Source organism: Clostridium uliginosum, assembly GCF_900112485.1.
Classification (GTDB): domain Bacteria; phylum Bacillota; class Clostridia; order Clostridiales; family Clostridiaceae; genus Clostridium; species Clostridium uliginosum.
The window spans coordinates 73,974-92,131 of the sequence record NZ_FOMG01000016.1; the positions used below are offsets into that span (position 1 = coordinate 73,974).

Annotated in this window: 14 protein-coding genes and 1 riboswitch; of the genes, 1 reads left to right on the plus strand and 13 read right to left on the minus strand. The window is 29.0% G+C overall.

Going from position 1 to position 18,158, the window contains the following annotated elements; all coding sequences use genetic code 11:
* Nucleotides 1-132: 132 nt before the first annotated feature.
* The 4 genes from BM027_RS11280 to BM027_RS18250 form a co-directional block, all read right to left on the minus strand.
* Nucleotides 133-1,176: an HD-GYP domain-containing protein gene (locus BM027_RS11280; RefSeq protein WP_090091731.1), complete on the minus strand. Its 1,044-nt coding sequence runs from the start codon at nucleotides 1,174-1,176 to the stop codon at nucleotides 133-135.
* 553 nt (nucleotides 1,177-1,729) lie between these two features.
* Complete coding sequence (locus BM027_RS11285) at nucleotides 1,730-2,272, minus strand: folate family ECF transporter S component (protein ID WP_090091733.1); 543 nt, start codon at nucleotides 2,270-2,272, stop codon at nucleotides 1,730-1,732.
* Nucleotides 2,273-2,329: 57 nt separating this feature from the next.
* Nucleotides 2,330-2,447: riboswitch (THF riboswitch) on the minus strand.
* Between the two features lie 67 nt (nucleotides 2,448-2,514).
* Nucleotides 2,515-3,582: an HD-GYP domain-containing protein gene (locus BM027_RS11290; RefSeq protein ID WP_090091735.1), complete on the minus strand. Its 1,068-nt coding sequence runs from the start codon at nucleotides 3,580-3,582 to the stop codon at nucleotides 2,515-2,517.
* 392 nt (nucleotides 3,583-3,974) lie between these two features.
* On the minus strand, nucleotides 3,975-4,130 hold the full coding sequence (locus BM027_RS18250; RefSeq protein WP_175559976.1) for a hypothetical protein: 156 nt from the start codon (nucleotides 4,128-4,130) through the stop codon (nucleotides 3,975-3,977).
* A gap of 592 nt (nucleotides 4,131-4,722) precedes the next feature.
* Here BM027_RS18250 and BM027_RS11295 point away from each other — a divergent pair.
* A complete protein-coding gene (locus tag BM027_RS11295; RefSeq protein ID WP_090091738.1) occupies nucleotides 4,723-5,568 on the plus strand; it encodes a DegV family protein in 846 nt (281 codons plus the stop codon).
* 652 nt (nucleotides 5,569-6,220) lie between these two features.
* Here BM027_RS11295 and BM027_RS11300 read toward each other — a convergent pair.
* The 9 genes from BM027_RS11300 to BM027_RS11340 form a co-directional block, all read right to left on the minus strand.
* Nucleotides 6,221-7,954, minus strand: coding sequence for a methyl-accepting chemotaxis protein (locus tag BM027_RS11300; RefSeq protein WP_090091740.1), 1,734 nt, complete (start codon nucleotides 7,952-7,954; stop codon nucleotides 6,221-6,223).
* Nucleotides 7,955-8,520: 566 nt separating this feature from the next.
* Entirely contained in the window at nucleotides 8,521-9,228 is a 708-nt protein-coding gene (gene deoD / locus BM027_RS11305; protein ID WP_090091742.1) for a purine-nucleoside phosphorylase, read from the minus strand.
* 12 nt (nucleotides 9,229-9,240) lie between these two features.
* A complete protein-coding gene (locus BM027_RS11310; RefSeq protein ID WP_090091744.1) occupies nucleotides 9,241-9,648 on the minus strand; it encodes a cytidine deaminase in 408 nt (135 codons plus the stop codon).
* 180 nt (nucleotides 9,649-9,828) lie between these two features.
* On the minus strand, nucleotides 9,829-11,133 hold the full coding sequence (locus tag BM027_RS11315) for a pyrimidine-nucleoside phosphorylase (protein ID WP_090091746.1): 1,305 nt from the start codon (nucleotides 11,131-11,133) through the stop codon (nucleotides 9,829-9,831).
* 143 nt (nucleotides 11,134-11,276) lie between these two features.
* Nucleotides 11,277-12,230 (minus strand): ABC transporter permease, encoded by a 954-nt coding sequence (locus BM027_RS11320; protein WP_090091748.1) that lies wholly within the window; start codon nucleotides 12,228-12,230, stop codon nucleotides 11,277-11,279.
* Between the two features lies 1 nt (nucleotide 12,231).
* On the minus strand, nucleotides 12,232-13,362 hold the full coding sequence (locus tag BM027_RS11325; RefSeq protein WP_090091750.1) for an ABC transporter permease: 1,131 nt from the start codon (nucleotides 13,360-13,362) through the stop codon (nucleotides 12,232-12,234).
* A complete protein-coding gene (locus BM027_RS11330) occupies nucleotides 13,359-14,882 on the minus strand; it encodes an ABC transporter ATP-binding protein (RefSeq protein WP_090091752.1) in 1,524 nt (507 codons plus the stop codon). The genes BM027_RS11325 and BM027_RS11330 overlap by 4 nt, the downstream gene beginning before the upstream one ends.
* A gap of 120 nt (nucleotides 14,883-15,002) precedes the next feature.
* The gene (locus BM027_RS11335) at nucleotides 15,003-16,091 is read right to left on the minus strand and encodes a BMP family lipoprotein (RefSeq protein WP_090091755.1); all 1,089 of its coding nucleotides are present in this window, start codon (nucleotides 16,089-16,091) and stop codon (nucleotides 15,003-15,005) included.
* Nucleotides 16,092-16,702: 611 nt separating this feature from the next.
* Nucleotides 16,703-17,722, minus strand: coding sequence for a LacI family DNA-binding transcriptional regulator (locus BM027_RS11340; protein WP_090091757.1), 1,020 nt, complete (start codon nucleotides 17,720-17,722; stop codon nucleotides 16,703-16,705).
* Between the last annotated feature and the right edge of the window lie 436 nt (nucleotides 17,723-18,158).

Genomic DNA, 18,158 nt, shown 5'->3' on the forward strand with positions numbered 1-18,158 from the left:
ATCATATTTAATTTTTAGGGTAAACTATTATTTTCTAACATTTTTTCTCTATTAATAAACAATCTCTATAAATTTCATATAATATAAATTTAGAACTAATTTTTTTGAATGTGCCCTAGATACAATTTTTTATTATAATATTAAACTTTGAATATATAAGTCCTTATTTTCTCTTAAATTTATAAATTCATTATCAGCAAATACTAACGGTCTTTCTAAGTCATTAATATCCATTTGTATTATTTTACATATCTTGTTTGTATTTAACAATACATGTTCCCCTATATAATAATTTAATAAGTGCTTTAAAAATATATCACAATATTTATAATCTAACTTTGAAAAGCTTTCTTGCTTAATTATTTCTATTGCTTCAAAAGGTCCTCTACTTTTTTTATAATATCTATTAGAGTTTATTGAATCAAATACATCTGCTATAGCTATTATTTTAGCAAATTCAGATATCGCATCTCCTCTTATCCCTAAAGGATATCCACTTCCATCTAATCTTTCATGATGCATTAATACTGCATGACTAACAGAATTATCTAAAAAGTCAATCTCTTTTACAATGTTATATCCTAATAGTGCGTGTTGTTGCATTATTTCTTGCTCTGTTACTGTTAATGGCTTAAGTTTCTTAGATATTTTGCTATCTATTCTTATTTTTCCAATATCATGCAAAACAGCTGCATATGTTAACAAACTTAATTTATTTTGCTCTAATCCCATCCATGTTCCAATAAGATTACTTATAGCCGCCACATTAACATCATGTCTATATATTGGATCATTTTTACTTCCATAAAATACTACATTTTTTATAATAATATTAGATTCTTTTGCTTCATCTTGAATTTGTGTTGACAACTCTCTAACTTCTTTTATATTAGTTTTTTGTAATTTACTAATGTTATTAAATACCTGTTGCAAACTTAGAGATATTTCATTAAATTTATTTTGCATACATCTTACAGATTTAGCTTCATTTGATTCTAGTTCTTCATAAACTTCTATTTTTTCTAAAATATATGCTCTTTCTAATTGGGATATTATAGAATCTGTTAAAACTGTATCTTTAGCTATTAACACTTTTCTATTTTGTTGTATTTCATTAACTAATATCATACCTGCTTCTAGCTTATTGACACTTAAGGTTCTTATTTTTCTTTTCATAAATAATCATCCTATCATAAATGTTTTTATATTATATTTTGAAATTCCCTATATACTTATATAATTCTACATTTATATCGTTTTTCCTTCAAATACATTGCTCAATTAATATATATTTCCATGTTTTCTTATGTATTTTAATCATTTAGTTGATTGTTAATATGTTTTTAATTTATACAATTATAAAAATTAAAAAAAAGCTGGAATAAACTTAACATTTATTCCAGCTTAAATTTTCATTTTAGACTCTGTTTTAAAACCGTGTTGATATTGTTATATGTTGTAAAGTGGGCTAAGAAATTGAACTTAAGAATATCTAAATGAGTATAGTCCCCTTTTAGCTTGCTCCAAAGGCAAGCTTCGGACAAGCAGGAAAGGTGACAATACTCAAGGAAACTCGACTCACATTCGTTCGCTGAGTAAGTTTGAGATACCAAATGTAAAATTTGGACTCTCACTTAAGAATTCTAAAAGTCAAATTTCAATGTCCGCTTTACAAAAATATAACAATATCAACACTATTCTAAAACATAGCCTTATTTTAAATAATTATCTAAAAATTATCTCTTCTAACTTTGTTTACTAAATTTAAAACAAAATATATCATAGTTACATTAATTGGTATCATAATAATATTCTTAATTGCTCTTATTGGAAGTAATGCATAAAATCCTTTTCCACCAATTATTGTAAGCCAAAATGTATTTAACATTATATCTACAAGTACTACTGAAAGAATATTAGCAATTGCACATCTTGTAACAGTAATTTTTTTTCTATATAATATAGTTCCATATATTATACCTGAAATCATCGCTGATAACGTAAATCCCACAAAAAATGCACCTTTAGGATTAATCACATAATTAATAACATCCGATAATCCTCCACACGTTGATCCAACTACTGGTCCAAATAGCATACTAATAGTTACAGACGCTAAGAACTCAAAACTAATATGCAAAAATGGAGTTAATTGTATTGTAAATAAATCCAAAATAAGCTTAATAGTTATTAATAATGCTGCTGTCACTAAATTTCTTACATTTTTTAGTTCTTTTGATGAAGACAAAACTAAAGTACAAAAATTTTTCATTACAGATCCCCCCTTTAAATTATTTGCTGAATTAAAAAGAGAGGTCCCCTTTTAAATAACAGCGGAATGCAATATCTGTACCGTAAACAAGAGTTTTTCGTTTAGGAGGCAACTTCCCGTCCTCCTAACACTCAAGGCAATTTCATATACCTAACGCACAGACATCTACTCTGTTAATGAATAAGTCATATTTTATCAAATGACCTTATTTATGTCAATAATATTATTTCTTAGCACTTTTCTTACAAAATAAATTTTTCAATATACAACTCTTTGTGTTCTTTTAAATCTAAAAATTCATCGTCTACAAATAATAGTGGTCTATCCAGCTCATTAATGTCCATTTGTATTATTTTAGCCTGTTTATTTGTATTTAAGAATACTTCTCTTCCCATATAATAATTTAATATATGACTTAAAAATACATTACAATAATTATAATCTAATTTTCCAAAGCTTTCTTTTTTGATTATCTGTATTGCTTCAAATGGAGATTTTTTCTTTCTATACGATCTATTAGAATTTATTGCATCAAACACATCAGCTATAGCTATTATTTTTGCAAATTCACATATTTTATCACCCTTTATTCCTAATGGGTACCCACTTCCATCTTCTCTTTCATGATGCATCAGTATTCCTTGAGAAACTGACTTATCTAAAAAAGTGAATTCTTTCACAATATTGTATCCTAAAATCGGATGTGATTTTACTATTTTATAATCATTTTTTGTTAATGATTCAGGCTTATTAAAAATTTCATCATCTATTTTTGTTTTTCCAACGTCATGAAGAAGTGCTGAATATGTAAGCAATTTTATTTTATTTTCATCTAATTTGAGCCACATTCCAAGTAAATTACTTATAGCAGCCACATTAATTCCATGTCTATATATAGAATCTTTTCCACTACCATAAAAGACTATATCATTTATAATAATATTAGGATCCTTCACTTCATTTTGAAGTTGCTTTGTTAATTCTCTAACTTCCTTTATAACATCTGATCTTAAATTCTTAATCTTATTAAATGTTTCATGTAAACTTAAGCATATTTCATTAAATGTATATTCAACATTTTCTAATTCTTGCTTTGCATCTTGTTTTTTATATTCTATTTTATCTGAATCAGAATCAATATAAACTGAAACTTTTTCTAAAATGTATAAACTTTTTAATTTCATTAATATAGCATCTGTTATAATAACATCTTTTGATATTAATACTTTTTTATCTTCTTGAATTTCCTTAGCAACTACCATACCTGGCTTTAGTTCGTTAACATTTAAGTCTATTATATTTTCTTTCATGCTAATCCATCCTATCATTTAAATTTTTGTAATTTTTTCCTTACTATCTATATTATTCTACATTTATCCTTAAAATTCCTATATAAAGAATATTCAAAAATAACTAAAGTATATAAAAGAAAATAAAAGACCAAAGATGTGACTATTAAAAATTCTATGTTTTAAAATAGTATTGATATTATAATATAAATATTGAATTAAAATTGTTATTTTTATTTAAATACTCTCTTCATCTAAGCCTTAGAAGAACTTACCTAGACGCGTGAGTAATGCTTGTCCCCCTATCTTAATAGAAAATATTAGAGTGTTATAGCCGATAGTAACGATAAGATAAACAAAGAGGATTGTTGATATTATCATTACAATCCTCTTTTAAGAAATTCCTAAATATATTATCCTATAATTTTTGCTTTCTTATTACCAGCCTTAGCCTTTCCTTGTATTTCTTGAACAGGTGGTGCATCATTCTTTTTATAATGTTGTTTATGGTTACTTTCTGTTCCATGAGGTTCACTTGGATCTGGTCTTCTCATCCCTGCTTTTGCCATTTTTTTCATTCCTTCTTTCTATAAATTATTCTAATTTAACTCATTGTGCCTAAATTTATAGATCTCATTATAATCTATATAAAGCATCTTCAAATAAATAACTAAAGTAATAAAGTATCATATATAGTTGCGAAGTAGGCATTGAAAATTTGTACTTACTGTTTCATTGTTTTAAGTTGTTCCATTTTTGATTGTCCAAAGCCCTAACTTTAGATCAATCGATAATGGATGGGTGCAACTTAAAATAATAGAAAGTGTTAGTACAATTTTCTAATTCTGGGGGATAATTATATATGATATTTGCAATTTTAGGCACATGAAAGAAAATAGCAAGTCAGTATGATAGTAATATTCAACTCATTACTTTCCTTCATATGCCTTAGTATTGTAAAAAAAATTGTAGACTATACATTAATTTAATTACTTTGTAAGTAAGAGTCAAAAAGTTAACATTACACTTAATTTTAAAAATTATTGTAGTGTATCTAAAGCTATGATATAGTTTAATGGGATATAATCTAAGAAAAGTCTAATTAGTGTGTACAAGCCAATGATATTGTTTAAATGTTTGTATACAAAGGAGGAATAATACTTGCAAAAAATTGCTTTAATAACAGATAGCAGCTGTGACTTAAGCCAAGCTACTTTAGATAAATATAATATAAAATTACTTCCTTTTAGAGTAATTTTTAATGATAGAGAATACTTAGATAGGATAACGATTACTTCTGATGAATTGTTTTCTTATCTAGAAAATGAAATTCCAACAACTTCATTACCAGATTTAGAATACTCAACTAAAATTCTTGAAAGTTTAATATCTGAAGGATATACTCATGTAATTATTATTACTGTGTCAAGTAACTCTTCAGGATGCTTCAATAGCATAAGATTATTATGTGAACATTATCCCGAATTACAATATCATATTTTTGATACGAAAACCATCGGATATCCTGTTGGAGCAATTACAACTCAAGCTGGAAAATTAATTGATAATAATACTAACTTTGAAGATATTATTAACAAACTTGAAGATATTAGAGTAAAAACTCATGGTTTTGTTACTTTTACTTCTTTAAAATATCTAAAACAGGGTGGAAGAATAGGCAGAGTTGCAGGAGCTATAGCTGAAACTTTAAATTTAAAACCAATACTTTCTTCTGATGAAGATGGTTTATTATATGCTTATGCAAAAGCAAGAGGAAGAAAACAGTCAATAGTTAAGTTAAAACAAATTATGATGTCTTATCTTGATAAAGGTAAATGTAGGGTTTGGATTTTAAATGGAGCTTCAGATCAAGAAGCAAAAGATTTATTAGAAGACGTAAAGTCTCATCCAAATATAACTGAAATATCCTTAGAGACTATTGGTGCATGTACTGCCGTACATACTGGCCCTGGTACAATTGGACTTTGTATATTTGAAGAAAAATAATACATAACAATATAATAACTTTTTTCAAATGATCTATTAGCTAAATTTCAATGTTTTTTTGTTCTATAATTTAAAATATATCTAAGGCACATGAAAGAAAATAATAGGCCAAAGATGCGTCGTATATTTTGTGTCAGACAAGGACGCAAGTTCAGTTAATAGCGAGCTATTAGCTGAATTTACCGATGAGCATAGAACCAAAATTTATGATTTTGTGTAAATCCGCTTACTTAGCGAGCGTATGCGAGTCGAGCCTCCTATGACGCAAAATAGACAAGCATACTGGTCTATTATTTTTTTGAATGTGCCTAATACTAAAATAGAGATATGATGGAAACTCTTCACGAAATTAACTTTCGTATCTAGAGTCAATCATATCTCTATTTTAATATAGTGTTGATATTGTTACATTTTTGTTTAGTTGGGATTAGAATTAGATTTTTAGAACTCTTAATGAGTATTGTCACATTAGTTGCTTGTCCAAAGCCTGTCTTTGGAGCAAGCTGGAATGGGACTATACTCATTTAGATGTTCTTAAGTTTAATTCTTTAGCCCACTTAACAATATGTAACAATATCAACACGGTTTTAAAACAGAGCCTTTTCTTAAATATTGACTGTATTTTAAACCCTTATTGATATTATTGCATAGTCTAAATCTTAAATTTTTGTACCAATTCATTAAGCTTTTGTGCAAGTTCAGCTTGACTTTGTGATGTTTGTGCAACTTGCTCCATAGCTTTTGAAGTTTCATCAACGTTAACTTGAATATCCCCTGTACGTTCTGCAGAAAGCTGAGCATTCTCTGTTAGATGTTGTACTGCATCACTAACTTGATTTACTGTAGCTTCCACTTCTTCTGACATTGATGCAATTTCTTCTGACATTGAGCTTACAAATTCTCCATCTTGACCATATTGCTTTCCTACATTTCCATACTCATCTAATATCGGTGTAACTCTTTCTCCAATAAATTTAAGCACTTCATTGCTATTTCCTGATAAATTTTCAAAAGCATGTTGAACTTTTACTATAGTGTTTTGAATAGTATTCACAGTTTCTGCTGACTGTTCTGCAAGCGTTCTTACTTCCTCTGCAACTACTGCAAAGCCTCTTCCTTGTTCTCCTGCTCTTGCAGCTTCAATGGCTGCATTTAATGCAAGCAAATTAGTTTGTGCTGCAATTGCTGCAATTCCATCAGCCATAACTTTTATTTCATCAACTACTTTTCCATCTTCTATGGCTTTTAGTATACTTTTTTCTTTTTCTTCATAAATGCTATTAGTTTCTTCCACTGCTTTTTTCCCATTTACCTCAACTTTTTCAGCTTTATCTTTAATTTGACTGGCATTAGCGCTACCCTCCATAGCCTTTGAAGATAGTTCTTGCATGCTAGAATTAACTTCTTCAACGGATGCAGTTATTTCTTCTGATGTAGCACTTGCTTCTTGAGTCGCTTTATTTATTTCAGCTGTAGAAACATTTATTACTTCTATTTTAGATGTTATTTCCTGTACAGTTGCTGAAAGTTCTTCAGATGATGCACTCATATCAGAAGAATTATTCATTATTTCTTTTACCAGTTCTTTAATGTTTTCCTGAGAAGTATTTAACGCATTTACCGTTTGTCCAAATTCATCTTTTCTTTGCACATAAATTACTTCTGAAAAATCATAAGATGATATTCTAACTGCAATACCTTTTATTTTATTTAATTCATTCAATATATCCTTACTCATTATGAAAGCTATAGCAATCATAATCAAAAATGCTATAACTGTATAACATATAATTGAATTTCTAACCTTGTGAAATTGATTTTTATTATTTAAATTTGCCTGATCTGCTGAATTCTCATTTATATCAATAAGTTTATTTAATTTTTCACTAACAGAAGTTTTTAAATTATTTACTTCTGAGTTATAAATACTAACTGCTTCATCATAATTATTTGCTTTTACAAGTTCAATAACTTTAGCTCGTGATTCTCTATATCTTTCTAAGACATTTTTAAAATCATTATAAACTTTTTCCTCTTCATTTGCTACTTCAGCATTTAATTCGTCTGGTATACTTTCATAATCCTTTTGGCATTTTTGGTCTTGCTCGGTTAAATAATCAATAGACCTTATTTGTTTATCTAAATCTGACCTATCTCTTTCAAAGACCATTCTAAGCATATTAGTTTTGATTTCATTTACATTTGAACTTATTTTTTCTAAATTCTTAATTGACATTAAATTGGTATTATATATGTTCTTAGAACCCTCATTTATCTTTCCAGAACTTAATATACCTTGAACTCCTATTAAAACTAAGAAGATACTTATTAAGAAAAATACTATATTAAGTTTTTTCTTTACACTTAAATCTAAAAAAGCTTTCATTTTAGTAATTCCTTTCTTATGTAAGGCATATGAAAGAAAATAACAATTCAAAGATGCAAAATAGACTAGCATACTGACTAGTTATTTTTTGAATATGCCTAATATTTTTTCAGAATTTTGTTCGAAAAATAGTTTTTATAATAAAATATACTGATATAATAGCTAGTTACTTTTTCAATATATATATAAATATACACTTTTTTCTTATTTTTGACAATATTTTCTCTAATAAATACTTCACTTAAAAGACTATATTTTAAGTGAATGTTGATATTGTAATATAAGAGCGAAGTGGCATTGGAATTTGCTTTGCAGAACTCTTAATGAATATTAGTCCTATTAATTGCTTGTCACAATCTTTGATTGGGAGCATGCATTAATAGGACTAATATTCGTTTTAGAGTTCTTAAAGTAAATTCCAGAGTCCATGAGCTTTATATTACAATATCAACGTTCTCCTAAACATAGTCATTAAAAAAATAGGATTCCACACATATTCTAGTGTGAAACCCTATTTCTTATATCTATCTATTCCCAATGTTGTGTGTTTATAAAATTATGCTATATTATAAACTAGCTATTGTTTCAAGTGCAACTTTCATCATTGATGTAAAAGTTGTTTGTCTTTCTTCAGCAGTTGTAACTTCTCCTGTTACAAAGTGATCACTTACTGTAAGTAATGTTAATGCATTTACTCCGTATTTAGCTGCAATTGTATATACTGCTGCAGTTTCCATTTCTACTCCTAAGCAACCAAAACTAGCCCACTTTTTCCAATCTTCATTATCATCACCATAGAATATATCTGAACTATATATACTACCTACCTTAGGATCAAATCCTTTTTCTACCGCTATATCATAAGCAGGCTTTAATAATTTAAAACTTGCTGTTGGAGCAAATGTTCTTCCTTCAAATCTTACTAAGTTAAGATTTGAATCAGTTGACGCTGACATTGCAATTATAAGATCTCTAACCTTAACTTTTTCACTATATCCACCACAAGTTCCAACTCTTATAAGATTCTTAACTCCATAACTTTGAATTAATTCATTAACATATATTGAGGTTGATGGTATACCCATTCCTGTTCCTTGAACCGAAACCTTATTACCTTTATATGTTCCTGTAAATCCATACATTCCTCTAACTTCATTGTAACAAACTACATCTTCTAAGAAAGTATCTGCAATAAATTTAGCTCTTAAAGGGTCTCCTGGTAATAATACGCTTTCTGCAATAGCACCTTCAGGTGCATTAATGTGAATACTCATTTTGTGTACCTCCTACTTGTTATTGTTTTCTAAATCCACTTTTGTAAAAGTACCTGGTAGAATTTCTCCCATACTTTTAACAATATAATCCTCTTCGCTCTTAGCAATTATAACTTTTACATTTTGATCTCCAAATTCACTTATTACTTGACGACAAACGCCACAAGGATAAGTGTATTCTTCAAGACTTCCAACTACAGCTATAGCCTCTATTCTTGTCTCTCCTTCTGATATACCCTTAAATATTGCTGTTCTTTCAGCACAATTTGTAGGTCCAAAAGCTGCATTCTCTATATTACATCCTCCATAGATTTTTCCACTTGTAAATAGAACTCCTGCACCCACTTTAAAATTAGAATAAGGTGAATATGATCTTTTTCTATAATCTAAAGCCATTCTTATAAGTTCTTTATATTCCATATTGTCACATCCCTCTTTTTATTTTATTTTAAGTTGTTCCATTTTTGATTGTCCAAAGCCATGTCTTTGAATCAATGGATAATGGGTGCAACTTAAAACAATAGAAACTGTTAGGGCAATTTTTCTAGTCCTTTAGAGTAATTATATATGATATTTTGAATTTTAGACACATGAAAAAAACTATTTTACAACTCCATAAATTAATGGAACCGCTTTCCTATTTTCGTTTAAGATGTGATAACTTACAATTATATCCTTACCTGCTTTTTCTATCTTACTTTCATCATTTGCATGAATATACGCTAAAGTCTCTCCCTTTGATACTTTATCGCTCCTCTTTTTATTAAGTACTATTCCTACAGCTAAATCTATTTTATCTTCTTTTGTGGCTCTACCTGCTCCAAGTTCCATTGCTATAAGACCTATGTGTTCTGAATCTATCTTAGAAACATAGCCTTCTACTTCACTCTTAACTTCTACTACATATTTAGCTTTTGGTAAAAGTTCAGGATTTTCAACTTGCTCTGGATTTCCGCCTTGAGCTGCAATAAATTCTTTTAATTTTCTTAATGCTGATCCATCTTCAATTACTTTAAGTAACATCTTCCTTGCTTCTTCTACTGTTTCAGCTTTCTTTGCAAGTACAACCATATTGCTTCCAAGTGTTAAACATAATTCTAGTAAGTCATCTGGACCATTTCCTTTTAATGTATCAATTGCTTCTTTAACTTCTAATGCATTTCCAACTGCAAGACCTAAAGGTTGATCCATATCAGATATTACAGCTACTGTGTTTCTTCCAACATTCTTACCTATGCTAACCATAGCTGTTGCAAGTTCTTTAGCATTTTCAAAAGTTTTCATAAATGCACCATCACCAACTTTAACATCCAATACAATTGCGTCTGCTCCTGAAGCAATTTTTTTACTCATTATACTTGAAGAAATAAGAGAAATATTTTGAACTGTACCTGTAACATCTCTTAATGCATACAACTTTTTATCTGCTGGAGCTAAATCTGCTGTTTGACCCATTATAGCTATTTTATCTTTGTTTACATTATTTATAAATTGTTCTTCACTAATTTCAACTGAAAAACCATCAAATGATTCTAACTTATCTATTGTTCCACCAGTATGACCTAAACCTCTACCAGACATCTTAGCTACTGGTATTCCAAGTGAAGCAACCATTGGTGTAAGCACAAGACTTGTAGTATCTCCTACACCTCCCGTGCTGTGTTTATCTACTTTTATTCCTTCTATATTAGATAAATCAAGTACATCACCTGAATTAACCATTGCCATAGTAAGATCTGATGTTTCTCTCATGTTCATTTTTTGAAAATAAATTGCCATTAACAAAGCTGAAACTTGATAGTCTGGTATACTACCATTTGTATAGTTTTGAATGAAAAAATTTATTTCCTCTGTACTTAATTCCATTCCCATTCTTTTTTTGTTTATTATATCAATCATCTTCATAAAATTCACTCATTCCCCTGAAAATTATTTGCTTTTTTTATGCACTAGCTAATATTTTGCTTGTGTCTACATTTATAACAATATCTATTTCATCAGAGCCATTTTCTATTGCTTGCACATATTCATTCAATATTAATAATTATTTATCTCTTACCTGAATCAAAAGGTTCACCTTCTGCTTTTGGTGCTTGTGATGATTTAGAGAATAATACTAATACAAATAATGTAACTACGTAAGGAAATATTTTTAATAATACTGGTGGTATAGTAGCTAAAGCTGGAATAACTTGTGATACATTTGCCATTGTACTTGCAAATCCAAAGAATAATGTAGCACCTAAAATTCCAAGTGGCTTCCATTGACCAAATATTAATGCTGCTAATGATAAGAATCCAAGACCTGCTACATTTCCAGTAAATTCACCAGAATATGTTACAAGTATTATAGCACCACCAAGTGAAGCTAATGCTCCTGAAGCTAATACTCCAAAGTAACGCATATGATAAACATTAATTCCTGCTGCATCAGATGCTTGAGGATGTTCACCGCATGATCTTAATCTCATACCAAATGGTGTTTTATATAGTAAAAATATAGTAACTAAAAGAATTACTAAAGCTAACCATGTAGTAACATATGTTTTCTTAAAAAATAAATCGCCAATAATAGGAATTGATGAAAGCACAGGAATATCAATTGGAGTAAATCCTGTTCTTATTCTTACGTTTCCACTTCCAACTATAGTTCTTGCTAAGAATACTGTAATACCCGCAGCCATCATATTGATAGCAGTACCACTAATTGTTTGATCTGCATTTAAGTTTATGCATGCAAATGCATGTAAAAGTGAAAATAATATTCCAGCAATCGCAGCTACTAATAGTCCTATCCAAAGTGGAAGTGTACTGTTAGGCCATACATCTTGTAGTTTATAGATTGTTATAGCTCCACTAAATGAACCCATAATCATAATACCTTCAAGACCGATATTGATTATACCACTTCTTTCAGAATATAATGCTCCAAGAGCAGTTACAAGTAGAGGAACAGTGTATACAATAGCATATGGAAAAATTTGTTGTATTAATGCCCACATATTATTTTTCCTCCTTCTTATCATCTATTTTACTATTATCATCAACTGATTTATTATCCTGTACTACTAATTTCTTTTCAGCATCTGATTGTCTTTTTTGTTTTATTTTATTATATATTTTTGGTACAACAGCACTTGTTGCTGCAAAGTATATAATAGTTGCTATTATTGTATCAGCAATTTCAGGTGGGATACTTGTCATAGCGTTCATAAATCCTTTTCCTGAATATAATAATCCAAAGAATAATGCAGATACTAAAACTCCAACTGGTGTGTTTGCGCCAAGTAATGATACAGCTATTCCATCAAATCCTTGAGATGGCATTACACCTATTTGAATATTAGCTGCATTTCCTATGTATTGAGTTACTCCTCCTAGTCCTGAAAGAGCTCCTGCAATCATCATAGAAACAACAATATTCTTGTTTACTGACATACCAGCATATTCTGCCCCATATCTATTAAATCCAACAGCTTTTAATTCATATCCAAGAACTGTCTTATTTAATATAAATCCAATTATAATTACACCAATTATTGCAAGAAATATACCTAAGTTAATATATGAACCTTCAAATAAATTTGTAAGCCAAGGTGTTTTTAACGAAGCTACTGATGGTAACAACCTTGATTCAGTTTCCAATGATTCTCCCTTAAAATAAGCAGGTATTATATAATATACTACCCAATAACAAATCCAATTCATCATAATAGATGATACAACTTCATTTACATTAAACTTTGCTTTTAATAATCCTGGTACTGAACCCCATATTGCTCCTGCTAAAGTACCTGCAATTATCATAGCTATCAACAATATTGGTCTTGACATACTTGCATTAAATGTTAAACCTACTGCTGTTGCAGCAAATCCACCAGCAAGCATTTGTCCTGGAGTTCCAATGTTGAAAAGTCCTGTTCTAAATGCAAATGCAACTGAAAGTCCAGTAAATATTAATGGTGTTGCAGTTGCTATAGTATTACCTATTCTTTCAACACTCATTATTCCGCCTTTAAATAAATATGAATATCCATCTATTGGATTGTCACCAATAAATAACATCAAAATTGCTCCTGCAATTAGTCCTAGTACAACTGCAAGTATGGAATTTAATGTATCCTTTTTACTCATGCGTCGTTCCTCCTTTGAACTCCAGCCATCATTAAACCAACTTCATTTTCATTTGTCTCTGAAGCTTTTACAGTTCCTATTAATTCTCCACTATTTACAATAGCAATTCTATCAGATAAATTAAATATTTCACTAAGTTCTAATGATATAAGCAAGACTGCTTTACCTTCATCCCTTTGTTCTATAAGTCTCTTATGAATGTATTCTATAGATCCAACATCAAGGCCTCTTGTTGGTTGAACTGCAATTAATAATTCAGGGTCTAATTCTACTTCACGACCTATTATAGCTTTTTGTTGATTACCACCTGACATTGTTCTTGCACGTGATTTTGATCCTTGACTAGATCTTACATCAAATTCTTTTATTATTTTTTCAGCATATTCATGTATAGCATTCTTATTTAATAAGCCATGTTTTGAAAATGGCTCTCTTCCATAAATCTCTAATACCATATTATCTTCAAGTGTATAATCTAATATTAATCCTCTTTTTTGACGATCTTCTGGAATATGTGCCATTCCTTTGTCAATACGTTTACGAATTGACATATTAGTAATATCTTCATCCTTGAAATATATCTTTCCTTCTTTTACAGATCTCATTCCTGTAATTGTTTCAATCAATTCTGTTTGACCATTACCTTCAACTCCTGCAATACCCAAAATTTCTCCTGCTCTAACTTCTATTGAGAAATTTTTAAGTCCAAGAACCTTTTTATTGTTCATTGCAGAAACATTGTCAACTTTTAAAATTACATCTCCAGGTTTTTTTTCTTTCTTTTCAACCTTAAAGTTTACTGGTCTTCCTACCATCATCTCTGCCAGTTTTTCTTGTGATGTAGTTGCTACATCTACTGTTCCTATATATGTTCCACGTCTTATAACTGTACAAACATCTCCAACAGCCTTAATTTCTTTAAGCTTATGTGTTATTATTATTATAGATTTACCTTCTTTAATAAGATTTCTCATAATTTGCATAAGTTCATCAATTTCTTGTGGTGTAAGTACGCCAGTTGGTTCATCTAATATTAATACTTCTGCATCTCTATAAAGCATTTTTAATATTTCAACTCTTTGTTGCATACCAACAGATATATCTTCTATTTTTGCATATGGATCAACTTTTAATTCATATCTTTCAGATAGTTCTTGTATTTTTTTTGCTGCTGATTTGATATCAACTACCAATCCTTTTTTAGGTTCACAGCCAAGAATTATATTTTCAGTTACAGTAAAATTTTCAACTAATTTAAAATGTTGATGTACCATTCCTATTCCTAACTCATTTGCAACATTTGGATTAGAAATTTTAACTTCTTTTCCTCTTATTTTTATAATACCTTTTTCTGGTTGATACATTCCAAAGAGAACTGACATTAAGGTAGATTTTCCTGCTCCATTTTCACCAAGTAATGCGTGGATCTCTCCCTTTTTTAATCGAAGAGTAATGTTATCATTAGCTACTATACCTGGAAATTCTTTACGAATATTTAGCATTTCAACTATATATTCCATACTTGACTCCTCCTTGATTCAATTATAAAAATTTATTCAGAGCAGATTTAATTTCTACCCTGAATAAATTTTGCTTTAATTTTTAATATATATTAGGCATCTTCAAATTTTTATAATACCTTATTTAAATAAATCGCCTTGTTTATCTGAAACTTTTATTGATCCATCCTTGATTTTTGCGAATACGTCTTTAACAGTCTTAATTGTATTTTCGTTTAAATTTGGATTTTTCTCTGGGATGCCAATACCATCATTTGTAGCATCAAATTTTAATTCTTTTCCGCCAGGGAATTTTCCATCTTTAAGAGATTTCACCATGTCATAAGAAGCTTGATCTACTTTTTTCATTGCAGAAGTAAGAATTACTGACTTATCATCTTTGTAAATACCATCATTGTATTGATCACTATCAACACCAACTACCCAAGCTTCTTTTCCTGCACCAGCTCTTGTCTTAGCTTCACTTATAACTCCATTTCCAACTCCACCTGCTGCACAGAATATAGCTTTAACACCTCTGTCATACATTTGAGCTGCAATTTGTTGTCCAGCTGCACTATTATCAAATGATCCTTGATATAATACATTTTCTTGTTTTAATTCCATCTTAGTTCCTAAATTTGCATTTGAATATGCAACACCTTGTTGGAATCCCCAGTTAAACCTTTGTGGTGCTGGTATTTCCATACCACCAACAAATCCTAGTTCTCCTTCTTTAAGTTGAACTGAAGCTGAAACTCCTGCTAAAAATCCTGCTTGTTCTTCAGCAAACATAATTGAAACAGCATTTTCTCCAACTTTTTTATTACCACTTCCATCATTTGGAACACCATCAATTAAAACAAAGTTAGCATCTTTATATTTATCTTGTGATTTATAGATTGCAGTTTCAAATTTAAATCCTGGTGTAACTATAAATTTAAATCCAGCATCGTAAAGGTTTCCAATTTCCTTTGTATATTCAGCTTCTGTGTTACCATTTGGTTTTAAGTATTTAATTTCTGTACCTAAGTCACCTTCAGTTCTCTTTATGCCTTCCCAAGTTCCTTGGTTAAAAGATTTGTCATCGATTGTTCCAGAGTCTGTAACCATACCTACTTTAATTTTTTCTGTCTTTGCAGCACTGCCACCTTTTGAGCTTCCACAACCTACAAACATTGATACTGCTAAGACTGAAAGTGTTACTATTGATAATAATCTCTTTTTCATACCTCTTCCTCCTATAATCTCATAATAAGACATCTCCAAATAAATAACTAATCAATCTTCTTGTCTTTTTTGTACTATACTGCGTTAGCAAATGCAGATAATAACAGCAGTATTAACTGCCTTCACTTCCTTGTCTAGTTCAAAAAGTCCTAAGAATCTTTAACTAGCTATTTATTTTACAATGCCTAAATAATATATTGTAAAACCATAGAGTTTTTCTATGATTTAAACACAAATTAAAATAAATTCGTTAAGACTATTAGTTGTTATATGTTTTTTGTTATTAATAATTTAATCAATAATATCTATACTATGCACATTAAATCTTATATAAACATTAAAAATATGTAATACTATTATTTTAGATATATTTATATATATGTTCTAATTAAGTTAATACATTTATAATCTTTTATATAATTTTTATAGAAAATTATATCTTTAATTAACAATATCTAGTTAGAATCATATATATCATAAATTTCCTATATAAGTTCCTCACTATACTGGTGAGTTATAACATTTATAAATATTCTAAGATTTATATTAATGAACAAACTTTATTGGAACTTATATACAACACATTTAAATTATTGTTCTTAATAAACTAGTTATTTTTCTGGATATTGCTTAAAGACAACTTTAGGTGCAATTGTTATTCTTTTTACCGGAATTGATGATTTATTCTTTTCTTTTATAGTTTCTAAAAGTATATTCATCGCTGACTTTCCAAGTTCTACTGGTCCTTCATCCATATATGGAATATTTACTCCTATCAATTCTAAAAAATCTGTTTTTCCAAATCCAATCACACCTAAGTCCTCTGGTATCTTCTTATTTTGCTCAAATAGGGATTTTACAACTCCTGTTACCATCATATTACTACATACAACTAAGGCTGTTGGTGGTTCATCCATTTTAAATATAGAATTTGTTATTTCAAAAGCTTTATTAAGTTTAAAATCACCATTAAAGATATATTTTTCAGTTATTTTAATATTATTAGCTTCTAATGCTTTTTTATATCCAATTAGCCTGTCCACAGCTGGTTCAGAACCTAAATGACCTGTTATAATTCCTATTTTACTGTGACCATCTCTTATTAATAACGTTGTTGCATCAAACCCAGCTTTTATATTATCTACAAATACTCCATTTAACTTTATAAATTTTATATCAGCTGATACTAAAACTATTGGTATATTTAAATTTTCTATTGTTTTTATGTACTTAGTAGTAAAGTCAGCTTCTCCAAATGCGGGTGTCATCACAACCCCTTTAAGCCTTTGTTCCTTTGCTACTCTTAATGATTTTAATTCCTTGTCTAAACAATCATTTGTATTAAATAAAATAATATCTAAATTATTCTTTTCACAGATCTCACTTATTCCCTTTATTATTTCTCCAAAATATGAATTGGTTATATCAGGAACTATAACACCAATTATATTAGTTTCACTTTTTGATAAACTTCTAGAAATTGCACTAGGAGTATAGTTCATTTCTTTTATTACACTCAATACCTTGCGTTTTGTGTCTTCCTTTACATATCCAGAATTATTTAGAACTCTTGATACAGTGGCTAAAGATACATTTGCTTTTTTTGCAATATCACTTATCGTCGTGCTCAAAATAACTCCTCCTTAACTCTAATATTAGGCATACTGACTTGTTATTTTTTTGAATATGCCTTAGTAATCTTGTAACTACAAATAAGTATTAATTCACCTAATTAAATTCAGTCAGAATATACTGAAATTTCATAATATTTTATCATGATAGCGGTTACATGTTTATCATAATCCATTATTTGTCTTATGTCAATATTTTACTTGTAAATTTATTTATTGTAATTATTTTAAAATTATATAAATTAAGGCATAAAAAAGGGAGCTGTATCAGATTGATATTTTAAATCAATCATGATACAGCTCTCTTTTTATAGTTTTCAATTTTATACATATATTTTTATGTAATTATATTATTTGATTGCATGACGATAAGAAGGTAAAGATACCTTCTCCATAATTTTACTATATTTCTTTATTTATGAAGCTTGCTGCTCAT